We start from the raw sequence: 22056 nt of genomic DNA, 5'->3' as shown, positions 1-22056 counted from the left end.
TAAAAGTAAGTAGATGTCGGTAATAAGATCAGACTACTTTTACATAGTGCTCATTGCTATTCTTGATCGAAATTGCGTTTTTTAGAGTTATACAACTTGCTTAAAATAATCGTCTCTTGGCATGTCGATAAGCTCAACACACAATTGAATTTCTTTATTAAACTCTTGTGGTAGATATTTTTTGTTGCTGAGCGCCGCTAATAATTGCTCACCCACAAGCTGTTTTTGTTCAGCAGTTCTTCCCGACAAAATATAGGCTTTTACATGGATATAGGCTTGATCAACCCCTAAGCCAATCAGAAAAACCTCATCTCTACGTGCACGACTTTTAATGTCTTCTGGACTAAATAGCTCTGTTTCAATGAGCGTGGTATTAATTTCTTCAAGTAATTGTTTTGCATTTAGTCCAGTTAAGTTATCTGAATAATCAACTACAACGTGCGGCATAGCCACCTCAATTTATATAATAAGTCATTAAGCCCATTAAACTTTATTCAATAAATAATAAAGCTAATCGAACCTGATCATATCCCATTCGAGGGCTGGTTGCTTCAACAATTGGTCTTAGTTTGATCGAACCATCATCAGAAAAATGATCCGGATTTTGGCGTTTTTTCAACTTCTTATAAATTTTACGCACTTCTTCGACCACTTCTTCATCAGGATGGGCAACCGAAATATCTAGCTTTTGTTCTTTATGCAGTCGAGCCAAGTGATTAATAATGGTTGCAGGTGTTAGACCACGTTCATGTGCAATATCTTCAATTTCGTAGCCTTCTTCAAACAATGCACGAGTTTCATCCAAAGTCGCTGAGGCGTAATTTTGCTTCTCGCCTCTCGCTAGTTTTTTCTCATTTCTTGAAATTTCAGTTTCATTTAAGGTTCCACCACAATGACGAATAAAGGCTTTATGTTGAGCCGTTAAATCGACATTAGCAAAATTATCTTCGGCTTCTTTAGAAAGTTCTTGAAAACGGCGATCAGCTTTTACCGCCAGACTATCTAACTCCAAAGCTTGTTCATTAAAACCTAATAATTTTAACCCTGTTAAAGACTTCAAACGTGAGAGCGCAACATAACCTTGCCCTTTTTCAAAGGTATGCATCAGGTTAATTTCAGCAGCTTCCAAAGTCATACCTTGGCTTTTATGAATGGTAATCGCCCACGCCAAACGAAGTGGAATTTGCTGGAAACTTGCAATGACTTTTCCTGCTTCATTTTCAATTGACCATGTTTCAGGTGCTACCAGCAAAGTTGTACCGTCAGTTAATTTTACCTTTGGCAATAACCCATTTTCGTCATCCTCTTCAAAACCGATCACCTCACCCAAGCTTCCGTTGATATAACCCATATCAAAGTTATTTTTTACAAACATGACTTTGGCATGCTTTTTAAGTGTGAGTTCTTCCGGAGCACGGACTGAAGATTTTAAGGTCTCTAATAACTTTTCATTACCGTCTAAAACGGCATTAAATTGATGCCCTTCATTATCAATTTCGTTTAAGTGCTGATAATTGATATTATCGACATCCATGTTATGTGTATAAAGACGAGTAAAGGTTTCGCCAATGTCATGAGTACGGGATTGATGCAAAGCTTGCAAATGCTCGGTTTGAATACTTTGCGCACGAATCGCATTTAATATCTGATTCAGAATTTCATCATCTTGGCGGTGTTGTTCTGTTAAATAACATACCCGAAATTTGGCTTCGACCCATGCATCAGACATAAAACAGAACTTGTCACGATTGGCTTCACCATTACGGCCTACGGGTGGCAACTGGAAGAAATCTCCAGCTACAATCACTTGAATGCCACCGAATGCTTCATCACTTTCTTTAAAATATTTTAAAACCTGATTGACCAGATTAAGTTGCTTCGCATGGAGCATTGAGATTTCATCAATCACAAGAACTTGCGCGTTTTCAAGGTGTTCCTTGAGATATTTACGCTCTTTCATGCGTTTCAAGTCATCGTCAGTTAGATGATCTTTGATGCCAATACCAGCCCATGTATGAATGGTCATGCCATTCATATGCGTTGCAGCAATACCGGTAGACGCTGTAATCGCTACAGGTACTTTACGCGCTTTTAAATAATGGATGTACTGATTGAGTGTATAGGTTTTCCCTGCACCAGCCGAACCGGTTAAAAAGACATTTTCACCTGCTTTTAGCAGTTTAAGTGCAGTTTCCTGTTTCATAATCTCATATGTACATCTTTAACAGCCCATAGCTTAACGATTTTCCCGAAAAATTTAAATGAATGAGCCAAATTTTCTATAAAAACAATATAAATCAATAACTAATATCAAGTTGGTGTTTGGTAGGTTTTTGGTAGGTAGGAAAATAATCTACACATCACAATACTAAGGCCATGGTGAGGCTCACCTGTAATAACAAACAATGGATTTATGGAAAAAGGAATCACTCCATGGCTTTTAAAAATATTGCAGATCGAACAAACGGTTTTTATATTCCTTGCGTATCACTCTTTGGACCAGGATGTGCCAAAGAAATTGGAACAAAGGCGCAGAACCTCGGCGCAAAAAAAGCATTAATTGTGACCGATGAAGGGCTATTTAAATTTGGCGTTGCAGATCTTATCGCAAGCTATTTAACCGAAGCAGGCGTAGCGAGCCATATTTTCCCGGGCGCGGAACCTAACCCAACCGATATTAATGTCCACAACGGTGTGAATGCCTATAACGAAAATGGCTGTGACTTTATTGTGTCGTTAGGCGGCGGCTCATCTCATGACTGCGCAAAAGGGATTGGCTTAGTGACTGCGGGTGGTGGTCATATTCGTGACTACGAAGGCATCGATAAAAGTAAAGTCCCAATGACGCCATTAATTGCAGTCAATACAACGGCTGGTACGGCATCTGAAATGACCCGTTTCTGTATTATTACCAATACAGATACTCATGTAAAAATGGCTATTGTGGACTGGCGTTGTACTCCACTTATTGCGATTGATGACCCGAAACTTATGATTGCAAAACCAGCAGGTTTAACGGCTGCAACAGGTATGGATGCGCTAACCCATGCAGTTGAAGCATATGTATCTACGGCAGCAAACCCAATTACCGATGCTTGTGCAGAAAAAGCCATCACCATGATTAGTCAATGGTTACAACCCGCTGTCGCAAATGGCGAAAACATCGAAGCTCGTGATGCTATGAGCTATGCGCAGTACTTGGCTGGTATGGCATTTAACAATGCATCTTTAGGTTACGTTCATGCAATGGCACACCAGTTGGGCGGGTTCTACAACCTACCTCATGGTGTATGTAACGCAATCTTGCTACCACATGTTTGTGAATTTAACTTAATTGCTTGTCCAGATCGTTATGCAAAAATCGCAGAATTAATGGGTGTAAATACCCACGGTCTCACCGTAACAGAAGCTGCGTATGCTGCAATTGATGCCATTCGTAAACTGTCTTCTTCAATTGGTATCCCATCTGGCCTAACAGAACTGGGCGTAAAAACCGAAGACCTCGCGGTTATGGCCGAAAATGCTCAAAAAGATGCATGTATGCTCACCAACCCTCGTAAAGCAAACCATGCACAAGTTGTGGAGATTTTCAAAGCAGCACTTTAATACTGATGTAACGCTATGTTCCTGTAGTAAGTCAAATCCCTCCGACCGTTGACTTACTTTTTGGGGAATACTTAGCTCCAGCGGTATTCCCTTTTTTTAAAACCTATACTCCAACCTTCTCTAAACCTGATTGACAATTTGCCCATTTCATTGAAGGATACTTAACATGACTTAATGACAATAGCTCGATAAAAATGAATACATCTACAGCTAAACACAATTATGCCCCAGATATTTTAGGTGCCGGCTATGAACAGCTAACGCTCAACTTTCCAGATGATTATGAAGGTAAAGTTGTAGCCACCTTAGTTCGTAAAAAAGCCACTCAATCGACTCAAAAAGCCGTACTTTATATTCATGGTTTTTTAGATTATTTCTTTCAAACCGAAATGGCCGAGCAATTCAATGCCCATGGTTATGACTTCTATGCACTCGATTTAAGAAAATATGGCCGCTCAAAACTGCCTCATCAAATTTTCTATAATGTACTCGATTTAAATGAATATGATGCCGAAATTACTCAAGCATTAGAGATTATTGGCCAAGAAAAACATACACAAGTTTTACTTGCAGGTCACTCAACAGGCGGCTTAACAGCAACACTTTATGCTGCGCATCATCCAGATCATCCCCTCATTAAAGCACTCTGGGCGAATAGTCCGTTTTACGATTTTAATTTAAGCTTAGTCGAAAAGAAGTTTGGTATTCCAATGCTCAGTCGAGTAGGAAAATATCTGCCAAAAGTTAAATTTCCAAGCCAACTGAACAAATGGTACACCACCAGTCTTCATAAGCAGCTTAAAGGTGAATGGGATTTCAACCTCGATTGGAAACCAACCTCTGCCCCTACAGTTCAACTCAGCTTTGTACATGCAATTCATACTGCGCAAAAAGAAATTCACCGCGGTGTTAAATTGAATATTCCAGCCCTGATTATGCATTCGCACCAAACTAAAAACCCACGCAAATGGGGACCCGATGCAACTCAAAGCGATGTCATTTTAGACGTTAAAGACATTGCCAAATTTGGGAAAAAAATGAAAGGCGATGTCTCGGTTGTCTCTATTCACAATGGTTTACACGATTTAGTCCTTTCGGCCCAGCCAGTACGGGAACAAGTCTATCAGCAACTATTCCAATGGCTGGATCAAAAAGTCACCTAACTTAGCTTAGGTGAGTCAATATATTTCACCAGCAATTGATGCGCAGGATGTTCACTCGGTAATAACTCCATAAGACGTTCTACCGCATCGATTGCTTCGGGAAAATGAGCTAAATGTTTAAGTAATAAATCTGTTTCTTGTGTTTTAAAAATCGCATCACTCAAGCGTGACTCAAGGCAGTCGCGCCATGCACACAGAAACGGACTTTCGGTTTTTGCCAGAAAAACTCCGGTATAGAGCTGCAACGCAGAGGCGACATACCCAGCATCAAGCGCTTGTTCAGCTTGTAAAAAATCGGCCTCAACATGCACAAGTAACCGATATGGACGTGAACCAAGCAAACCTCCCAATATATCTCGCAATTGAGACATTTCAGCTTTAAGCGTACCCATGCTTACTTTACGCTCACCATAAAGTGCCTGATAGAGATGCTCTAAGGTTAAACCATGCGGACATAGTGCCAATATCGTTAAAATTTCAATTTGACGCGGCGTCAATAATAAACTTTTGCCGTTAAATTTAACTTGTGGCGTCGAAAATGCCCGGATGTGTAAGTGCTGGCGCTGTTGTTCTAACAAGGCAGATTGAATAATGGAGGCACAACGCTCAGCGGCCAAAATGCCCAAGGTATTATGGTTTTTCCATGTGGTTGATAAATCTACCACGCCCAAGGTTTGTTTTGAGTATGGATCGATAATGGGTGCCGCATAACAAACCCAATCGTGAATCGACTCCATATAATGTTCATTGGAAAAAACACAGCTTGATTGTTGAGTTTTTAAAGATAACGCCAATGCATTCGTACCTACAAATTCTTCACGCCATTGACCACCTTGTACAAAATGTACACGTTCAGCAGCACTCTGCATTTGAGCACTGGAAGCTGTCCAGATAATGGTACTACCAATGTCACCCACAGCAATGACCATAGAAGATTGCTCTGCAATATGACGTAAGTCATCAGCACACTGGCTTAGTGCCAGATCTAAAGCATTTTGTGAAGCAGATTTTCTTTCAAGTAGAGGTGCTGCAAATCGTTCTTTAGGAATCGCAGCAGAAGCTGATCGTTCCCACGAGCTTGCAATACTTTGGCCGAGTTTGGCAGCGTTCTGAGGAGAGAGACTATTTTGCGTGCGCAGTTGATCAATCAACATCCGTTGCTGCAATAAATCCTTTTTTGTGAACATTTGTAAATTCCTTATATATTCACATTTCTATTCCAACCTTTCTCCAACCTTCTTCTTTATATCCTAATTATACAAAGTACGAAAGTACTTACTGACAGGGTTCTTGTTAGTCTTTAGTCCTAAAAAAGCAAAGGAATATTTATATGCGCTATATCGATCCAAATCAACCAGGCTCAAAAGTTCAATTTAAATCACAATATGAAAATTTTATTGGCGGTGAATGGGTTGCACCTCTAAAGGGTGAATATTTTGATAATGTGTCACCAGTGGATGGAAAAGCTTTCACACGCATTCCACGCTCTAGTGCTGAAGATATTGAACTTGCTTTAGATGCAGCACACAAAGCGAAAGCTTCATGGAATAAATCTTCACCGACTACACGTTCTAATATACTTTTAAAAATTGCTGATCGTTTAGAAGCAAATCTTGAAATGCTTGCGGTTGCAGAAACTTGGGACAACGGTAAAGCAGTTCGTGAAACTTTAGCAGCTGACCTTCCACTTGCAATCGACCATTTCCGTTATTTCGCAGGATGTATTCGTGCTCAAGAAGGCGGCATCTCTGAAATTGATGAAGATACCATTGCCTACCATTTCCATGAACCGCTAGGTGTGGTTGGTCAAATCATTCCATGGAACTTCCCGATTTTAATGGCTGCATGGAAGCTTGCACCAGCTTTAGCGGCTGGTAACTGTGTGGTGATTAAGCCAGCTGAGCAAACTCCGGTAGGTATTTTGTTGGTTGCCGAACTCATCCAAGATATCTTACCGCCGGGCGTACTTAATATTGTGAATGGTTTCGGTGCAGAGGTTGGCCGTCCGTTAGCGACAAGCCCACGTATTGCAAAAATTGCGTTCACAGGTTCAACTCAAACTGGGCAAATGGTGATGCAATATGCGACCGAAAATATTATTCCAGTCACGCTAGAGCTTGGCGGCAAGTCACCGAACCTTTTCTTTGAAGACATCATGGATAAAGAAGATGACTTCTTAGAAAAAACGCTGGAAGGTTTTGCCATGTTTGCCTTAAACCAAGGTGAAGTATGTACTTGCCCTTCTCGTGCTTTAGTACAAGAAAGTATTGCTGATCAATTCTTAGAGTTGGCCGTCGAACGTGTAAAACGTATTAAAACTGGTCATCCTCTCGATACTGAAACCATGATTGGTGCTCAAGCATCTTTGCAACAACAAGAGAAAATCTTACGTTGTATTAATACGGGCCGAGAAGAAGGTGCAGAACTCTTACTTGGTGGTAGTGGCCGTAAAGAAGTAGGTGATGGTTTCTATGTTGATCCGACTATTTTTAAAGGCCACAATAACATGCAAGTTTTCCAAGAAGAAATTTTTGGTCCTGTACTGGCTGTGACAACATTTAAAGACTTTGACGATGCAATCAAAATTGCCAACGACACTATGTATGGTTTAGGTGCAGGTGTATGGTCACGTTCAGCCCATATTTCTTACCGTGCTGGTCGTGCTATTGAGGCGGGTCGTGTCTGGACAAACTGCTATAATATCTATCCTGCGCATGCTGCATTTGGTGGTTACAAGAAGTCTGGTATTGGTCGTGAAAACCATAAGATGATGCTGGATCACTACCAACAAACCAAAAACTTGTTGGTGAGTTATTCAACCAAACCAATGGGCTTCTTCTAAGTTTCGCACCAAGTTGATACCAAACTATAAACGCTATTAGGAAACAAGCTCATTAATTATATAAGAAGCCGGTAATTTAGATTGCTGGCTTTTTTATTTAGTACAGTCAGCTCTCAGATTTTTACTATCTGGAATAAAAAAGCATCATCTAATATTTAAAGCACATCATTTAGGCATTGCTTTTGCATTCATTCATACAAACCAACTCGCAGGAGTATTGTATGAATCAACCAGAAACAGCTTCCGCTATTTCTTCAAGCGCAGAAGTCTCATCAACAGAATATTTTGCTCAGCGCCAACTTAAACAAGGTACCGTGGGTTGGTTACTCCTGATTGGTTTAGGCGTAGCGTATGTGATATCAGGTGATTTTGCCGGCTGGAACTTTGGTATTGCTCAAGGTGGTTGGGGTGGTATGTTTATTGCCACTGCTCTTGCTGCCTTGATGTACCTGTGCCTATGTCTTTCTATGTCAGAAATGTCCACCATGATGCCGACAGCAGGTGGCGGTTATAGTTTTGCCCGTGCTGCCTTTGGGCCTTTTGGTGGTTATTTAACAGGCACAGCGATTTTAATTGAATACGCAATTGCGCCTGCTGCTATTGCCGTATTTATTGGTGGTTATTGCGAATCTCTATTTGGTATTAATGGCTGGATGATTTACCTCGCCTGTTACGCCATTTTTATGGGTATACATCTCAAAGGTGCTGGCGAAGCTTTAAAAATCATGTTTGCGATTACACTTGTCGCCGCTGTTGCCCTTGTCGTGTTTATTGGGGCAATGATTCCACACTTTAATGCACAAAATTTATTTGATATTCCAGTTAGTACAGGTGTTGGCGCAAGTCTTTTTTTACCTCATGGCTACTTGGGCATCTGGGCCGCGGTTCCTTTTGCTATCTGGTTTTTTCTTGCAGTAGAAGGTGTTCCGTTAGCAGCAGAAGAAGCAAAAGATCCAGCCAAATCTCTGCCACGCGGTTTAATCGGTGCAATGCTCATCTTAACAGCATTTGCCATGCTTATTTTGTTCTTGGGTGCAGGCGCAGCAGGTGCAAGTACTTTACAAAACTCAGGCGCCCCTCTGGTAGATGCTTTGGTTAAAGTTTATGGCACCAACACTTGGCTTGCGACATTCGTAAACTTTGTGGGTTTAGCTGGTTTAATCGCAAGTTTCTTCTCAATTATCTATGCCTATTCCCGTCAAATCTTTGCATTGTCACGAGCTGGCTACTTACCTACTTCACTCTCTTTAACCAATAAAAATAAAGCTCCTTATCTTGCAATTATTATTCCGGGCATTATCGGGTTCTTACTTTCACTCACAAAAGAAGGCGATTCACTCATTTTAATCGCGGTTTTTGGTGCAACTATTTCTTATGTGCTGATTCTTTTATCCCACATCAAACTGCGCTTATCTAAACCCGATATGCCTCGTCCTTATAAAACTCCAGGAGGAATCATCACTTCAAGCATTGCACTAGTTTTAGCGGTCGCTGCTGTGGTCGCAGGTTTTGTTGTTAATCCGAAAGTGTGGTTTATTGCTGCCGGTATCTATGTCGTATTTATTGCTTACTTTTTGTTCTACAGCCGCTATCATTTAGTGAAAGGAACACCAGAAGAAGAGTTTGCAAATATTAAAGCCGCAGAACAAGAACTATAAATAAAAGGATGTAACTATGAGTTATCGCAATATTGTCGCCAATCAACAGTATCACTTTGCTGACCTAAAAACGTTAATGGCCAAAGCTACACCATTACGTTCAGGCGATGAGTTAGCCGGTGTAGCTGCCAGAGATGCAACCGAACATGTTGCGGCGCAAATGACTTTGGCTGATGTGCCATTAAAAACCTTTTTAAATGAAGTTGTAATCGATTATGAAACTGATGAAATTACACGACTGATTATTGATGAACATGATCTGGCAGCCTTTACCCCTATTTCACACTTTACAGTAGGCGATTTTAGAAATTGGCTACTTGGAGAAGATGCCACTGCCCAAAGCTTAAAAGCATTAGCATCGGGTTTAACTCCAGAAATGGTGGCTGCTGTCAGCAAAATTATGCGCAATCAAGATTTGATTTATGTCGCCAGCAAATGTGAAGTGGTCACACAATTTCGCAACACAATTGGTTTAAAAGGACATCTTTCTACCCGTTTACAACCCAACCACCCTACCGATGATGTGCTCGGTATTTCAGCCAGTATTTTAGATGGTTTGATGTATGGCAATGGCGATGCCGTAATTGGCATTAACCCTGCCACGGATAACCTGCATAATTTGTCAGAGCTACTGAAATTGCTTGATCATGTCATTCAGGAATATCAAATTCCAACGCAATCTTGTGTACTTACGCATATCAGCTCAGGCATTCAACTGGCTGAAAAAAATGTACCGATTGATTTAATGTTCCAATCAATTGCCGGCACCCAACTGGCTAATGAAGGTTTTGGAATTTCACTTGATTTACTACAAGAAGGATATGAAGCCACCCTCTCACTCAAGCGCGGAACCATTGGACAAAACGTCATGTACTTTGAAACGGGTCAAGGCAGTGCCCTATCAAGCAATGCTCATCACGGCGTTGACCAACAAACATTAGAAACTCGTGCCTATGCGGTGGCCCGTAAATACAATCCGCTTTTAGTGAATACAGTGGTTGGTTTTATTGGCCCCGAATATCTCTTTAACGGTAAACAAATTATACGTGCGGGACTGGAAGATCACTTCTGCGGTAAGTTACTTGGCGTGCCAATGGGCTGCGACATTTGTTATACCAACCATGCCGATGCCGACCAAAATGATATGGATGTACTTCTTACTCTATTTGGCGCCGCAGGCATTAACTTTATTATGGGGATTCCGGGTTCAGACGATGTCATGCTTAACTATCAAACCACTTCCTTTCATGATGCTCTCTATTTAAGACAACTCTTAGGTTTAAAACCCGCTCCTGAGTTCTCCGCTTGGCTTGAACAACAAGGGATTTTTAAACAGCAAAACTCTCAAATTTGTTGGGCAGACCATATGCCTGACCAATTCTCTCGTCTGCTTATGAACTAGGGAGAACACCATGAAACTTAATCGTGATATTCAATATCCATCCTCTACCCATCAGGATCAGTGGGAAAAGCTCAAACAGTTTACCGATGCCCGCATTGCTCTGGGTCGTGCAGGTTGTAGTATCCCAACACGCGCCTTACTTGAGTTTCAGTTGTCTCATGCACAAGCAAAAGATGCAGTTTATCAAGAGATGGATGTTTCCTACCTCTCGGAGCAATTAGCACAGCAGCAGCTGCAAAGTTTTCATATACAAAGTAATGCACCTAATAAAGAAATTTATCTTAAACGTCCAGATTTGGGGCGCCAACTTTCAAATCCATCAAAAGATACCTTAATTAAGAAGTATGCAGAAAACCCGCAACAGTATGATGTATGTATTGTGGTAGGTGACGGTCTCTCTGCAAGAGCGATTGAAGCAAATGCTATCGTATTTATTGCAGCGCTAAGTGAACAAATTCAGCAAGAAAATTGGAGCCTTGCCCCGATTGTACTTGCAACAGGAAGCAGAGTTGCTTTAGGCGATGAAGTTGCAGAAATTTTTAAAGCATCCATGTTAGTCATGCTGATTGGAGAACGCCCTGGTTTAAGCTCTCCTGACAGTATGGGGATTTACTACACATGGAATGCATATTCAGGCTGTCTCGATTCCAAACGCAACTGTATTTCAAATGTTCGCTCAGCAGGTTTAAGTATTCCGGTTGCTGTACAACGTTTAATGGCATTAATGAGAAAATCAAAACAGCTTGGCTTTTCAGGAGTGAATTTAAAAGATGAACATCAACTTTCAAATATCGACCATAATGAAAACGCAAAGCTTTTATTTTAAATAGCAGGTTACGCGTAGATATTTCTTCCCTACAAAATATTTATGCGTAACAAGATTATCTTAACGAAAAATAGCAATTTTCAGGTATTGACGATTTGTATGGATATTTTCTTCTTTATATTTATCGCTATACTCCACCTATTGATCTTCTCTAAATCATTTGTATGAACACAACAAACGCCTTCCCTAAAACTATTTATGCCATTCAGCATCTTGCTTTCGAAGACCTAGGTTCATTAGAAGATGTTTTTTATCAACTTGGGTTTCGTGTCCGCTATTTTGAAGCAGGTGTGGATGATTTAACCCCTGCTTTTACACATGACGGTTTAACTATTATTTTAGGCGGCCCAATCGGAGTTTATGAAACCGAAGATTATCCGTTTTTAAAAGATGAAATCGCTTTACTTAAACAACGCTTGGCAGCAGATAAACCTACACTTGGTATTTGCCTAGGCGCACAGCTTATTGCTCATGCACTTGGGGCCAAAGTATATGCAGGCCATCAAAAAGAAATTGGCTGGGGAACCTTAAGCTTAAGTTTACGTCCTAATCAGGTATTATCACCTTTGCTTAATAATGTGCATGTTTTACACTGGCATGGCGACACTTTTGACCTGCCTGAAAACGCAGTGTTATTAGCTAGTTCAGAGATTTATACTAATCAGGCATTTGAAGTTGGAAATAATATTCTTGCCTTGCAGTTTCATATTGAAACGACAGAAGAAAATTTTGAGAAATGGCTGATTGGCCATACATGTGAACTTCGTAATGCCAAAATTTCAATTCCAAAACTGCGTGAGCAAAATATTGAATATGCCCCTGCACTTGAGCAAGCTGCATTTGAAATCATTCAAAAATTCTTAAAAAGAATTGGATATAGTGCTTAAATGAGTGATTTTTTAATCCGCATTAAATATAGCTTTTTACTACCTCGTATTTTTTGATTGTTTTTTAAACAAAAAAAGCTTTATATTTTATTTTTAGAAACATTTCAGAAAAATTTCAGTGTATTATTAATTTGTAACATAAAATATACGCTGATTTACTATGGATATCTGGAAGTTTATTAAAAGCTTTAATACGGTTAATACTTATTTAATGCTTTCAACTATGCTTCTCATACTATTAGTTCTTTATTTTTATGTGATTAACCCGGCCTAAGCTACTTTGCCAAGGACGTTAATCATAAAGAAAAAGAAAATATGAGAAGACACCTAAATAAAAAGCCCAACTTTACAGTTGGGCTTTTTTATATCTGCTGTTTACTCACCACATGGTATTCATCTTGCGAAAAAGTAAGAGATAATCAATCTCTTACTTTTTCTCAGGCTTGAAGCTGTCTTTTAAGTCAAGAACACGGTTAAACACAGGCTTCTCAGGAGTATGATCGTATTGATCAGCAACGAAATAACCTTCGCGTTCAAACTGGAAGCGATCTTCTGGCTTCGCTTGAGCTAAAGCAGGTTCGATTACAGCTTGAACCACTTTCAAGGAATCTGGATTTAAGTTTGCTAAGAAATCATCACCAGTTTCAGGGTCAGCTTCTGTAAACAATCGATCATAAATACGTACCTCAGCAGGAATACCTTTAGTTGCAGATACCCAGTGAATTACGCCTTTTACTTTGCGGCCTTCAGGATTTTTACCTAAAGTATCCGGATCGATTGAGCACTTCAGCTCAACGACTTCACCGTTTGCATCTTTAATGACTTCATCACACTTAATCACATATGCATGGCGTAAACGAACTTCACCATCAGGAATTAAACGTTTAAAGCCTTTTGGCGGTACTTCTTCAAAATCTTTACGGTCAATATAGATTTCTTTAGTCAATGGAATCACGCGCTCACCCATATCGACATTAGGATGACGAGCATGGGTAAGGTCTAAATCTTCCGGTAAGTTCGTAAGTGTTACTTTTAATGGATTTAACACTGCCATACCGCGCGCTGCCGTATTCTCTAAAGATTGACGAATACAGAACTCAAGCATTGCGACATCCACAATACCGTCAGTTTTAGACACACCTACACGTTTACAGAAATCACGTAGGCCTTCTGGTGTGAAACCACGGCGACGCATACCGACAACCGTTGGCATCCGAGGATCATCCCATCCATTCACATAACCGCCTTCAACCAATTTACGTAATTTACGTTTAGACGTAATGGTGTAATCTACGTTTAAACGAGAAGATTCATACTGGTGCGGCACAGCTTTAGACTTAACTTTTTCAACAATCCAGTCATAAAACGGACGGTGGTCTTGGAACTCTAATGTACAAAGTGAATGTGTGATTCCTTCGATCGCATCAGACAATGGATGAGCATAGTCATACATTGGGTAGATTTTCCACTTATCGCCTGTTTGGTGATGCTCTGAATGTAAAACACGATACAAAATTGGGTCACGCATATGTACATTCGGGCTTGCCATATCAATTTTGGCGCGTAAAACAGCTTCACCCTCTTTAAGTTCACCATTGCGCATTTTTTCAAAACGAGCAAGGTTTTCTTCAACAGAAGCATCACGATATGGCGAATTTTTACCTGGCTCAACAAAGCTACCACGATTTAATTTGATTTCTTCTGGAGACTGCAAATCAACATATGCATCGCCTTGTTCAATCAACTGAATTGCCCAAGCATAAAGCTGATCAAAATAACCGGAAGCATAACGTGGTTCGCCATTCCAGCTAAATCCAAGCCATTTCACATCATTGGCGATACCATCAACATACTCTTGTTCTTCCGCATCCGGGTTAGTATCGTCAAAACGTAAATTACAAAGACCATTAAACTCTTCAGCAACGCCAAAGTTGAGGCAAATTGCTTTTACGTGACCAATATGTAAATAACCATTTGGTTCTGGCGGGAAACGCGTTACGATTTGTTTGGCACGTCCGGCAGCTAAATCATCGGTAATGACTTGGCGAACAAAATCTAATCCAGCCTGTTGTTCTTGCTGCGCAGAATCGACAGAGGCATGAGTATTCGGTGTCGGGTTGTTTGGCAGGTTCGAGACAACATCATTAGGCTTCATAGTGTATCAATCACTTCTTTGTAGATAAATTTTCGAAAAAATAAACGCTATCTTCATTTTTCACAAAGATTTTAACGTTTTTTACTTGCCTTGTAGTTTACAGTTTGCTTATGCTTCTCTCAACCAAAAACCCATGGTCAATTTGCCCATGTTTAGGAGATTAATGTAATGAGTTTTCCTCAAGTCGAATTAAACACCAACAAAGGTCGTATTGTTCTTGAGCTTAACACTGAAAAAGCACCGAAAACGGCTGCTAATTTTCTAGAATATGTACGTGACGGTTTCTATGATGGCGTGATTTTCCACCGCGTTATTGACGGTTTCATGATCCAAGGTGGTGGCTTTGACGAAAACTTCAAAGAAAAAGCAACTCGTGATGCGATTGAAAACGAAGCTGACAACGGTTTAAGCAACGATGTAGGTACCATTGCAATGGCACGTACTCAAGCTCCACACTCTGCTTCTGCACAATTCTTCATCAACGTAAAAAATAACTCTTTCCTGAACCATACTTCAAAAACTGCACAAGGTTGGGGTTATGCTGTATTCGGTAAAGTTGTTGAGGGTATGGACGTTGTAGAAGCAATCAAAGGCGTACGTACAGGTAACCGTGGTTATCACGCTGACGTTCCTTTAGAAAACGTTGTTATCGAATCTGCTAAAATTATTTCTGAATAATTTTAGGATAAAGCTGTGACTTATCTGTTTATTTCAGATTTACATTTGTCACCTGAACACCCTCGACTCGTTCGAGGGTTTTTAGACTTGTTGGTGCATTATCAAAATAAACAAACACAGCTTTATATTTTAGGTGATTGGTTTAATGCTTGGATTGGTGATGACTATTCAGCGCCTTGGCTCGACGAAATTGTCGAGGCTTTAAAAGTATTTAACCAAAAAGGTAATCGCGTTTATTTCCAAGTGGGTAACCGAGACTTTGCTTTAAATCAGGTTTTCCTAGATAAGTTTAATGGTGTATTACTTCCTGATATTTATTATCTCAACATTGCAGGTCACCAATACCGTTTGGAACATGGCGATGCGTTATGTACTGATGATATTTCCTATCAAAGATTTAAAAAAATTATCCGAAATCCCTTCCTAGTTGCTTTTTTACGCCGTACCCCCTTGAGTTTCCGTACAAAACTGGTCAATGGTTTTCGCAAAAGAAGTCATTCAGACAAACAGCAAAAAAGTTATGAAATTATGGATGTAAATGAACAAGCTGTTCTCTCTGCCCTCACAGATGTAGATATACTTATTCATGGACACACTCACCGTCCAGCAATTCATCAATTACAACATAAACAGCGGATTGTTCTTGGCGATTGGCGTGAAGATCATGCACAAATTTTAGAAATTAATTCCTCTTCACATCTGCAGCAAATCAAACTAACTGATTGGTATTATTAATTAATATTCAGTTATTTTTCAAAATCTTAGCTTGTTTATTTAAATCAAAATCCCAAATCATACATAGACAGGTAATAAATACAAATTTCCAGTTTATATGTACATACTTTTGATATTCGATATATAAAATTAAAAGACACAATACAAATGCAAAAATTAAAAAGGCTTTAATAATTCTAATTTCTCGCAGCCTACTTTTTCGATTAATTGATATTAATTCAAACATTTTCAATAAATTAGTAAAAAATTTATATAAGTATTATATTTCTTTATCACATTAAAATGCAGATGTTTTTCTCTAAAATCGCGTATGATGCCAAAGATTAGAACCCTTCCATTGTAATAAGATTGATATGGAGTAAAGTATGGATTTATTAAATACGGTTAAAAGTCGCTACACAACCAAAGCGTACGATCCTGAGAAAAAAATTCCTCAAGTAAAATTCAATAAGTTATTAGAAATTTTACGCTTTACCCCTTCTTCAGTGAATATTCAACCTTGGCATTTCTTGGTTGCAGACAATCCTACTGCTAAAGAACGCATTGCCAAAGCCTTAACAGGACGATATGCCTACAATGCACCCAAGGTTCTTGAGTCATCACATACCCTTGTATTTTGTACAAGAACAGATATTTCACCCGAATATTTAAACCAGTTACTTGAACAAGATGATTTAAGTGGCCGTTTTAAAGATGAGAAAGCCAAACTTGGTCAAAAGGATACTCGTCATGGCTATGTTGAGTTTTACCGTAATGAGCAAAAGAACTTATTCGGCTGGATGGAAAATCAAACTTTTATCGCTTTAGGACAACTACTGTTTGCAGCTGGTCTTGAAGGTATAGATGCAACTCCAATGGGTGGCTTTGACGAAGATGTTTTAAATGAAGAATTTGGCTTAAAAGAAAAAGGTTTGCGTAGCTCTGTAATTGTTTCACTGGGTTATAGAAGCGAAAATGACTTCAATGCGAAATTGCCAAAATCTCGTCTGCCGGATGAAATTATTTTTACACATTTATAAGAATTCAGTGGAGTTCAAAAGAACAGTCTTTTGAACTCCTATTTCATAGCTAAGGCTAAACAAACCAATCCACTTATTCCCAAAATCGTTCCTAAAATCGTTGGGAGTTTTAATTTTTCTTTATATAAAACTACGCCACAAACTATTCCAAGTAACACAACCAAAATATTCATACTCGCAAAGACAATGGCTGGAGAATCTTTGAGTAAAATATGCGCTTTAACGTATAGGGCAATGTTTGAAAAATTTAGTACGCCTAGCATTAACCCAGCAAAAGTATTTTTAAACTGCCATGCTGAATTTTTTTGAAATATTAAATAAATAATCGATAAAACAAAGGCCGTTATAAAAATTAGATTTAAAGTCAAAGTAAACTGTAGGCCTAAGCTACTCGTATATTTTAACAAGATATCTACAGCGGCATATCCAAACCAGACACTCATCAAAGCAAAAATTGCTTTTTTTGATTGAGATCCGGAAGACTCGTTAAAATGACCTAATAAAATTAAGAGAACAGCAAAAATTCCCAAACCTATCCCTAATAATTTAAGAGAATTAAACTGCTCTTGAAAAAAGAAATAAGCCGCTAATAAAGAAAGTACCACGGACAGCCGCTGAGCAATTTCGGTTTTGACAATACCTGCGTACTCTAAAGATTTAGCAAGGCACAAAAAAATACTCGGTAGAATGACGCCTAAAGCCACTATTAGCCACCAAGGTGTATGTTGTATAGAAATATGCTGAATATCTGGCTTAAACCACAGATAACATAGCAAGCTGGCACTTGCGTAATTCCATGCAATCATTTGCATGGGTTGATATCCCTTTTTCTTTAAATTTTTAAGTAGTACAGAAACCAGAACACTGCACAATGCTGCAGCAAATATTAATACCATTTGCAAAGAACCTATTAATTTAAATTTTAAGAAACAGAGATGGACCGCAGGTAGCTTTAATATGCTTTTTTATATTTTTAAAGCCATAAAAAAACCAGTCATCACTGACTGGTTTTTTTTCAAGCTAATCAATTAACGATTGTTTTCGTCATCTTGACCATCTTCAAATTTAGAATCGTTATCAAAACCGCCTTGATGTCCGCCGAAGCCGCCTTGACCACCGAAGCCGCCTTGACCACCGAAGCCGCCCTGACCACCGAAGCCGCCTTGACCACCGAAGCCACCTTGACCACCGAAGCCACCTTGACCACCGAAGCCGCCTTGGCCACCGAAGCCAGCACCTTGAGCACCACCAAAGCCAGCGCCTTGACCACCGAAGCCACCTTGACTACCACCCTGAGCTGGGAAACCTGCACCTTGTGCACCTGCTGGACGTGGGTTACGAGCTGGAACAACTGTAGAAATTGCGTGTTTGTAAACCATTTGACTTACAGTATTTTTTAATAAAACAACATATTGGTCAAAAGATTCAATATGACCTTGTAATTTAATACCGTTAACAAGGAAAATAGAAACTGGGATGCGTTCTTTACGGAGAGAATTTAAGAACGGATCTTGTAAAGTTTGACCTTTAGACATTTTTAACTCCAAAAAAAATTTTTAAATCAGCGCAAAAAAACTATCTTTATTTTTCAACTAAAAATTATAAAAAGACAGTGTGCAAATTTTGCTTTATCCATAAGAGTTTCGCAAGTCTTCTTTCGCCTGCTTTATCGTCAAGTAAGTTTTAAAATCGTGTATTTCTTGCAAAGAACGTAACCACGTATATTGACGTTTGGCAAGTTGTCGTGTTGCAAATAAGGCTTTATCCTCCATTTCCTGCTTTTTTTTGAGACTCATATCACTTTTTAATAGAAATTCTAGAGCTTGTCGATAACCAACAGAACGCATAGAGGGTAAATTTTCATCTAAATCGTATTTTTCAATTAGAGACTCGACTTCACTCAAAAAACCGATATCCCACATTTTGCTTAATCTTTGCTCAATGCGTTGATGTAATTCTAACCGATCTGGAAGTAAAGCGTAGTTATGAAATGTGTATCGATATGGTACATTTTTTGGTTGTTCTGCCTGCAATTTGGTAATTGGTTGACCTGTAATACGGTAAACTTCCAACGCCCGAATAATTCTTTGTTTATCAGAAACCTTAAACTTCACTCCAGCCGCCGGATCTACTGCCACCAGCTCATCATAAACAGCTTGCCACCCTTCATTTGCTGCTTTTTCTTCAATTGCTGCGCGAACATTTGTATCTGCACTTGGCAAGTTACTTGATAATCCTTCTAAGAGAGCTTTGAAATACAGCATGGTTCCTCCTACCAAAATAGGAGTTTTGCCACGTGAATGCATCTCATCAATTAAAGCACAAGCATCTTCAACAAACTGAGCAGCCGAATAGACCTCAAGTGGAGTAATAATATCAATTAAATGATGTGGATATAGCTCCTGCTCTTCACGTGTTGGCTTAGCCGTACCAATATCCATATCTTTATATACAAGTGCAGAATCAACTGAAATTAATTCAAAATTTCCACGTTCATAGAGTTCACATGCCAAAGCGGTTTTTCCGCTTGCAGTCGGTCCCATTAAATTGATGACGGGCAATTGGTTTGACATGTAAAACTACTCTCCTCGAGCAAATAATTTATCTAGTTGAGATAATGGAAATACACGCCAAGTTGGGCGACCATGGTTACATTGGCTCGCAAATTCGGTTTGTTCCATTTGGCGAAGTAAAGCATTCATTTCTGAGAGACTAAGTTGTCGATGAGCACGTACTGCACCATGACACGCCATACCTGCTAACAGTTCATCACGCTTTTGCAATAAACCTTGTGCTTCATCATTTGGATCTAAGTCATTGAGAAGTTCGGGAATAAGATTTTCAAAATCCGCTTTTTGCAAAATAGCCGGCACACCACGCACAATGACTTGCTCATCGCCATATAAATCAATCTCTAACCCTAAGCGTTCAAGCTGAGGTTTTAAGTCCTCAACACGAACAGCTTGCATACGACTAATTGAGATCACTTTAGGGATAAGCAACTGTTGAGATGTCCAAAACTCAGGTTTATCCCAAGCATTTTTCATTTGTTGCAACAAAATACGCTCATGTGCTGCATGCATATCAACAATAATCAAGCCTTCAGTATTTTGCGCCAAAATATAAATTCCATGAAGCTGGGCAATTGCGATACCTAATGGAAATTCATCTACCTTAGCGACAGGCTCAATATTTTCATCAACTGAAAAATTAGCAGGTTGATCACGTAATGGAGCCAAGTAAGTCTTTAATGCATTATTTAACTGCGCAGAACCATTATATTTTGGAGTTTGTTCCGCATAATGAACAGCTTGGGGACGACTATTATTAAAATCAGTTAAAAGCTCAGTAGAAGGCTGATAACCATTTGGCTTGTCTACTGCTGTATCAGCGGCTTGCGCTGTACGGTGCAATGTAAATTGTTCTTGGTATTTAGGCTGAGGTTGTACCGAAAGATTTTGAGTATCGTCCACTTTCATGGCTTGTGCTAAATCAGCACTAGCTGTCTGAAATTGTGCTAGCGTTTCTTTAGCATAATGTCTTACAAACTCATGTACTTCACGTTGATTTAGAAAACGAATCTCATGTTTCGTCGGGTGAACGTTAACATCAATATTTTCAGGATCGACTTCTAAGAAAAGTAAATAAGATGAATGCTGATGGCCATGTAAAATACCGTCATATGCCATTCTTAAAGCATGTGAAATGGTTTTATCTTTCACAATTCGGCCATTTACATACACATATTGTAAGTCTGCTTGGGCACGTGCATCTGAAGGATGCCCTAGCCAACCTGACAAACGCATGTTAATACTTTCGGCATCGATCCAGTAAGCATTTTGAACAAACTGTTGACCCAATAATTGCTGTACACGCTGAAATCTTAATTCACCGCTATCTGCTATTGGTAAATTAATTCGAATATTATCGTTATGCTCAAGTACAAAACGTATATCAAAATGCGTTAAAGCTAAACGGCGTACAATTTCTTCAATATGCCCAAATTCAGTGGTTGGTTTTTTTAAAAATTTACGGCGAGCGGGCACATTAAAAAACAAGTCCTGAACTCGAATATGGGTGCCCTTTTGTGCAGCAACAGCTTGGACTTGTTGATGATCAAACGCGGTACCATTCACCTCAACCTGATGACCAATTCCGCTTTCATCTTGGCTACTGGTTAAAGTCAATCGTGAAACTGCTGCAATAGAAGCAAGTGCTTCACCACGGAAACCTAAGCTAACAATCGCGTGTAAATCTTCTGCTGTTTTAATTTTACTGGTTGCATGGCGCATCACTGCCAATGGTAAATCATCAGGATGAATCCCATGTCCATTGTCAATAATCTCGATTAATGTTGAGCCGCCTTGTGCAATCCGCACAATTAATTCGGTTGCACCCGCATCAATTGAGTTTTCTAATAATTCTTTTACGACCGATGAGGGACGTTCAATCACCTCACCAGCAGCAATCTGGTTGGCTAACGCGGCGTCTAATGTATGAATACGACGTTGTGTTAGCTTTTCATCAGTCATGAAGCTGTTCCTGCAAAGTCTGGTACAAATGCTCTGTTGGTAAAGTTAAGGTGACGAAACGATTGAGTTCATCATCTGATTTTTGAATATCAATGACGATATCTGCTTCAGGGATTTCGTCTCCACCTTTCGATGGCCACTCAAATAAAAATAGTGCATCCTGAATATCTAGATAATCACGGATTCCCATTAATTCAAGTTCGTACGGATCATTGAGACGATATAAGTCAAAATGAAAAATTTCTTTATTATTGATTTTATATGGTTCAACCAACGTATACGTCGGACTTTTAACCGAGCCTTTATGCCCTAGAGCTTGCAAAAAATAACGGGTCAATGTCGTTTTACCGGCGCCCAAATCTCCAATCAGATAAATCACACCAGCTTGAACATGCTGCGCCAATGCCTGAGCTAAACGCTGGGTATCTTCTTCATGATTTAAGACCATTTTCAATGAATACGACATAACACACATAACATGATTCAAAATAATCGATATGATACCATTGCCCTGCTTTAAAGCCTACTTAAGTGCTTAAAGTTGGCTTTTTTT

20 protein-coding genes are annotated in these 22056 nt (G+C 39.4%); 10 read left to right on the top strand and 10 right to left on the bottom strand.

Annotated features, from left to right (window positions below):
- Positions 1-87: 87 nt before the first annotated feature.
- Together RFX69_RS15160 and RFX69_RS15155 are read right to left on the bottom strand one after the other, a co-directional pair.
- Positions 88-447, bottom strand: coding sequence for a 5-carboxymethyl-2-hydroxymuconate Delta-isomerase (locus RFX69_RS15160; RefSeq protein WP_001120984.1), 360 nt, complete (start codon positions 445-447; stop codon positions 88-90).
- A gap of 43 nt (positions 448-490) precedes the next feature.
- Entirely contained in the window at positions 491-2203 is a 1713-nt protein-coding gene (locus tag RFX69_RS15155; protein WP_309169483.1) for an AAA family ATPase, read from the bottom strand.
- 230 nt (positions 2204-2433) lie between these two features.
- Here RFX69_RS15155 and RFX69_RS15150 point away from each other — a divergent pair, with 230 nt between their 5' ends.
- Together RFX69_RS15150 and RFX69_RS15145 are read left to right on the top strand one after the other, a co-directional pair.
- Positions 2434-3606, top strand: a complete 1173-nt coding sequence (locus RFX69_RS15150) for an iron-containing alcohol dehydrogenase (RefSeq protein ID WP_289332482.1) — start codon at positions 2434-2436, stop codon at positions 3604-3606.
- Positions 3607-3800: 194 nt separating this feature from the next.
- Complete coding sequence (locus RFX69_RS15145) at positions 3801-4769, top strand: alpha/beta hydrolase (protein WP_031380067.1); 969 nt, start codon at positions 3801-3803, stop codon at positions 4767-4769.
- Here RFX69_RS15145 and RFX69_RS15140 read toward each other — a convergent pair.
- The gene (locus RFX69_RS15140) at positions 4766-5956 is read right to left on the bottom strand and encodes a helix-turn-helix domain-containing protein (RefSeq protein WP_000494374.1); all 1191 of its coding nucleotides are present in this window, start codon (positions 5954-5956) and stop codon (positions 4766-4768) included. The two genes, RFX69_RS15145 and RFX69_RS15140, sit on opposite strands and share 4 nt — an antisense overlap.
- Before the next feature lie 143 nt (positions 5957-6099).
- Here RFX69_RS15140 and RFX69_RS15135 point away from each other — a divergent pair, with 143 nt between their 5' ends.
- From RFX69_RS15135 to RFX69_RS15115, 5 genes are all read left to right on the top strand, one after another.
- Entirely contained in the window at positions 6100-7611 is a 1512-nt protein-coding gene (locus RFX69_RS15135; protein ID WP_289332481.1) for an aldehyde dehydrogenase family protein, read from the top strand.
- A gap of 221 nt (positions 7612-7832) precedes the next feature.
- Positions 7833-9269 (top strand): ethanolamine permease, encoded by a 1437-nt coding sequence (gene eat / locus RFX69_RS15130; RefSeq protein WP_032018417.1) that lies wholly within the window; start codon positions 7833-7835, stop codon positions 9267-9269.
- 16 nt (positions 9270-9285) lie between these two features.
- Complete coding sequence (locus RFX69_RS15125; protein ID WP_272302526.1) at positions 9286-10671, top strand: ethanolamine ammonia-lyase subunit EutB; 1386 nt, start codon at positions 9286-9288, stop codon at positions 10669-10671.
- Positions 10672-10681: 10 nt separating this feature from the next.
- Positions 10682-11497 (top strand): ethanolamine ammonia-lyase subunit EutC, encoded by an 816-nt coding sequence (gene eutC / locus RFX69_RS15120; RefSeq protein WP_000774021.1) that lies wholly within the window; start codon positions 10682-10684, stop codon positions 11495-11497.
- Positions 11498-11661: 164 nt separating this feature from the next.
- Positions 11662-12384 (top strand): glutamine amidotransferase, encoded by a 723-nt coding sequence (locus RFX69_RS15115; RefSeq protein ID WP_049068502.1) that lies wholly within the window; start codon positions 11662-11664, stop codon positions 12382-12384.
- A 427-nt stretch (positions 12385-12811) separates the two neighbouring features.
- Here RFX69_RS15115 and RFX69_RS15110 read toward each other — a convergent pair whose 3' ends face one another.
- Complete coding sequence (locus RFX69_RS15110) at positions 12812-14539, bottom strand: glutamine--tRNA ligase/YqeY domain fusion protein (protein WP_000803938.1); 1728 nt, start codon at positions 14537-14539, stop codon at positions 12812-12814.
- Between the two features lie 168 nt (positions 14540-14707).
- Here RFX69_RS15110 and RFX69_RS15105 point away from each other — a divergent pair, with 168 nt between their 5' ends.
- Both RFX69_RS15105 and RFX69_RS15100 read left to right on the top strand, forming a co-directional pair.
- Positions 14708-15217, top strand: coding sequence for a peptidylprolyl isomerase (locus tag RFX69_RS15105; RefSeq protein ID WP_000009660.1), 510 nt, complete (start codon positions 14708-14710; stop codon positions 15215-15217).
- A 15-nt stretch (positions 15218-15232) separates the two neighbouring features.
- A complete protein-coding gene (locus RFX69_RS15100; RefSeq protein WP_005128397.1) occupies positions 15233-15952 on the top strand; it encodes a UDP-2,3-diacylglucosamine diphosphatase in 720 nt (239 codons plus the stop codon).
- A 7-nt stretch (positions 15953-15959) separates the two neighbouring features.
- Here the strand turns inward: RFX69_RS15100 and RFX69_RS15095 are convergent, their stop codons facing one another.
- Positions 15960-16178, bottom strand: a complete 219-nt coding sequence (locus tag RFX69_RS15095; RefSeq protein WP_005128394.1) for a hypothetical protein — start codon at positions 16176-16178, stop codon at positions 15960-15962.
- Between the two features lie 139 nt (positions 16179-16317).
- Between RFX69_RS15095 and nfsB the strand changes: the two genes are divergently transcribed.
- Positions 16318-16971 carry an oxygen-insensitive NAD(P)H nitroreductase gene (gene nfsB, locus RFX69_RS15090; RefSeq protein WP_005128393.1) on the top strand — a complete coding sequence of 218 codons (654 nt, stop codon included), beginning with the start codon at positions 16318-16320 and terminating at the stop codon, positions 16969-16971.
- A gap of 38 nt (positions 16972-17009) precedes the next feature.
- Here nfsB and RFX69_RS15085 read toward each other — a convergent pair whose 3' ends face one another.
- The 5 genes from RFX69_RS15085 to tsaE all read right to left on the bottom strand — a co-directional run bounded on the left by RFX69_RS15085 (position 17010) and on the right by tsaE (position 21969).
- Complete coding sequence (locus RFX69_RS15085) at positions 17010-17867, bottom strand: DMT family transporter (protein ID WP_005128392.1); 858 nt, start codon at positions 17865-17867, stop codon at positions 17010-17012.
- 132 nt (positions 17868-17999) lie between these two features.
- A complete protein-coding gene (hfq, locus tag RFX69_RS15080; RefSeq protein WP_000033651.1) occupies positions 18000-18506 on the bottom strand; it encodes an RNA chaperone Hfq in 507 nt (168 codons plus the stop codon).
- 93 nt (positions 18507-18599) lie between these two features.
- Positions 18600-19544: a tRNA (adenosine(37)-N6)-dimethylallyltransferase MiaA gene (gene miaA, locus RFX69_RS15075; RefSeq protein WP_002046992.1), complete on the bottom strand. Its 945-nt coding sequence runs from the start codon at positions 19542-19544 to the stop codon at positions 18600-18602.
- Between the two features lie 6 nt (positions 19545-19550).
- The gene (gene mutL / locus RFX69_RS15070) at positions 19551-21503 is read right to left on the bottom strand and encodes a DNA mismatch repair endonuclease MutL (RefSeq protein WP_289332480.1); all 1953 of its coding nucleotides are present in this window, start codon (positions 21501-21503) and stop codon (positions 19551-19553) included.
- Positions 21496-21969, bottom strand: coding sequence for a tRNA (adenosine(37)-N6)-threonylcarbamoyltransferase complex ATPase subunit type 1 TsaE (gene tsaE, locus RFX69_RS15065; RefSeq protein WP_002049012.1), 474 nt, complete (start codon positions 21967-21969; stop codon positions 21496-21498). Before tsaE ends, mutL begins: the two co-directional genes overlap by 8 nt.
- Positions 21970-22056 lie beyond the last annotated feature (87 nt).

This window comes from Acinetobacter sp. 148 (assembly GCF_031196675.1).
GTDB classification, from domain to species: Bacteria; Pseudomonadota; Gammaproteobacteria; order Pseudomonadales; family Moraxellaceae; genus Acinetobacter; species Acinetobacter baumannii.
This window is presented reverse-complemented; position numbering and strand designations above follow the sequence as displayed.

Coding starts and splice junctions, on each gene's coding strand:
- RFX69_RS15160 (WP_001120984.1), bottom strand. CDS start 447: ATGCCGCACGTTGTAGTTGATTATTCAGATAACTTAACTGGACTAAAT.
- RFX69_RS15155 (WP_309169483.1), bottom strand. CDS start 2,203: ATGAAACAGGAAACTGCACTTAAACTGCTAAAAGCAGGTGAAAATGTC.
- RFX69_RS15150 (WP_289332482.1), top strand. CDS start 2,434: ATGGCTTTTAAAAATATTGCAGATCGAACAAACGGTTTTTATATTCCT.
- RFX69_RS15145 (WP_031380067.1), top strand. CDS start 3,801: ATGAATACATCTACAGCTAAACACAATTATGCCCCAGATATTTTAGGT.
- RFX69_RS15140 (WP_000494374.1), bottom strand. CDS start 5,956: ATGTTCACAAAAAAGGATTTATTGCAGCAACGGATGTTGATTGATCAA.
- RFX69_RS15135 (WP_289332481.1), top strand. CDS start 6,100: ATGCGCTATATCGATCCAAATCAACCAGGCTCAAAAGTTCAATTTAAA.
- eat (WP_032018417.1), top strand. CDS start 7,833: ATGAATCAACCAGAAACAGCTTCCGCTATTTCTTCAAGCGCAGAAGTC.
- RFX69_RS15125 (WP_272302526.1), top strand. CDS start 9,286: ATGAGTTATCGCAATATTGTCGCCAATCAACAGTATCACTTTGCTGAC.
- eutC (WP_000774021.1), top strand. CDS start 10,682: ATGAAACTTAATCGTGATATTCAATATCCATCCTCTACCCATCAGGAT.
- RFX69_RS15115 (WP_049068502.1), top strand. CDS start 11,662: ATGAACACAACAAACGCCTTCCCTAAAACTATTTATGCCATTCAGCAT.
- RFX69_RS15110 (WP_000803938.1), bottom strand. CDS start 14,539: ATGAAGCCTAATGATGTTGTCTCGAACCTGCCAAACAACCCGACACCG.
- RFX69_RS15105 (WP_000009660.1), top strand. CDS start 14,708: ATGAGTTTTCCTCAAGTCGAATTAAACACCAACAAAGGTCGTATTGTT.
- RFX69_RS15095 (WP_005128394.1), bottom strand. CDS start 16,178: ATGTTTGAATTAATATCAATTAATCGAAAAAGTAGGCTGCGAGAAATT.
- nfsB (WP_005128393.1), top strand. CDS start 16,318: ATGGATTTATTAAATACGGTTAAAAGTCGCTACACAACCAAAGCGTAC.
- RFX69_RS15085 (WP_005128392.1), bottom strand. CDS start 17,867: ATGGTATTAATATTTGCTGCAGCATTGTGCAGTGTTCTGGTTTCTGTA.
- hfq (WP_000033651.1), bottom strand. CDS start 18,506: ATGTCTAAAGGTCAAACTTTACAAGATCCGTTCTTAAATTCTCTCCGT.
- miaA (WP_002046992.1), bottom strand. CDS start 19,544: ATGTCAAACCAATTGCCCGTCATCAATTTAATGGGACCGACTGCAAGC.
- mutL (WP_289332480.1), bottom strand. CDS start 21,503: ATGACTGATGAAAAGCTAACACAACGTCGTATTCATACATTAGACGCC.
- tsaE (WP_002049012.1), bottom strand. CDS start 21,969: ATGTCGTATTCATTGAAAATGGTCTTAAATCATGAAGAAGATACCCAG.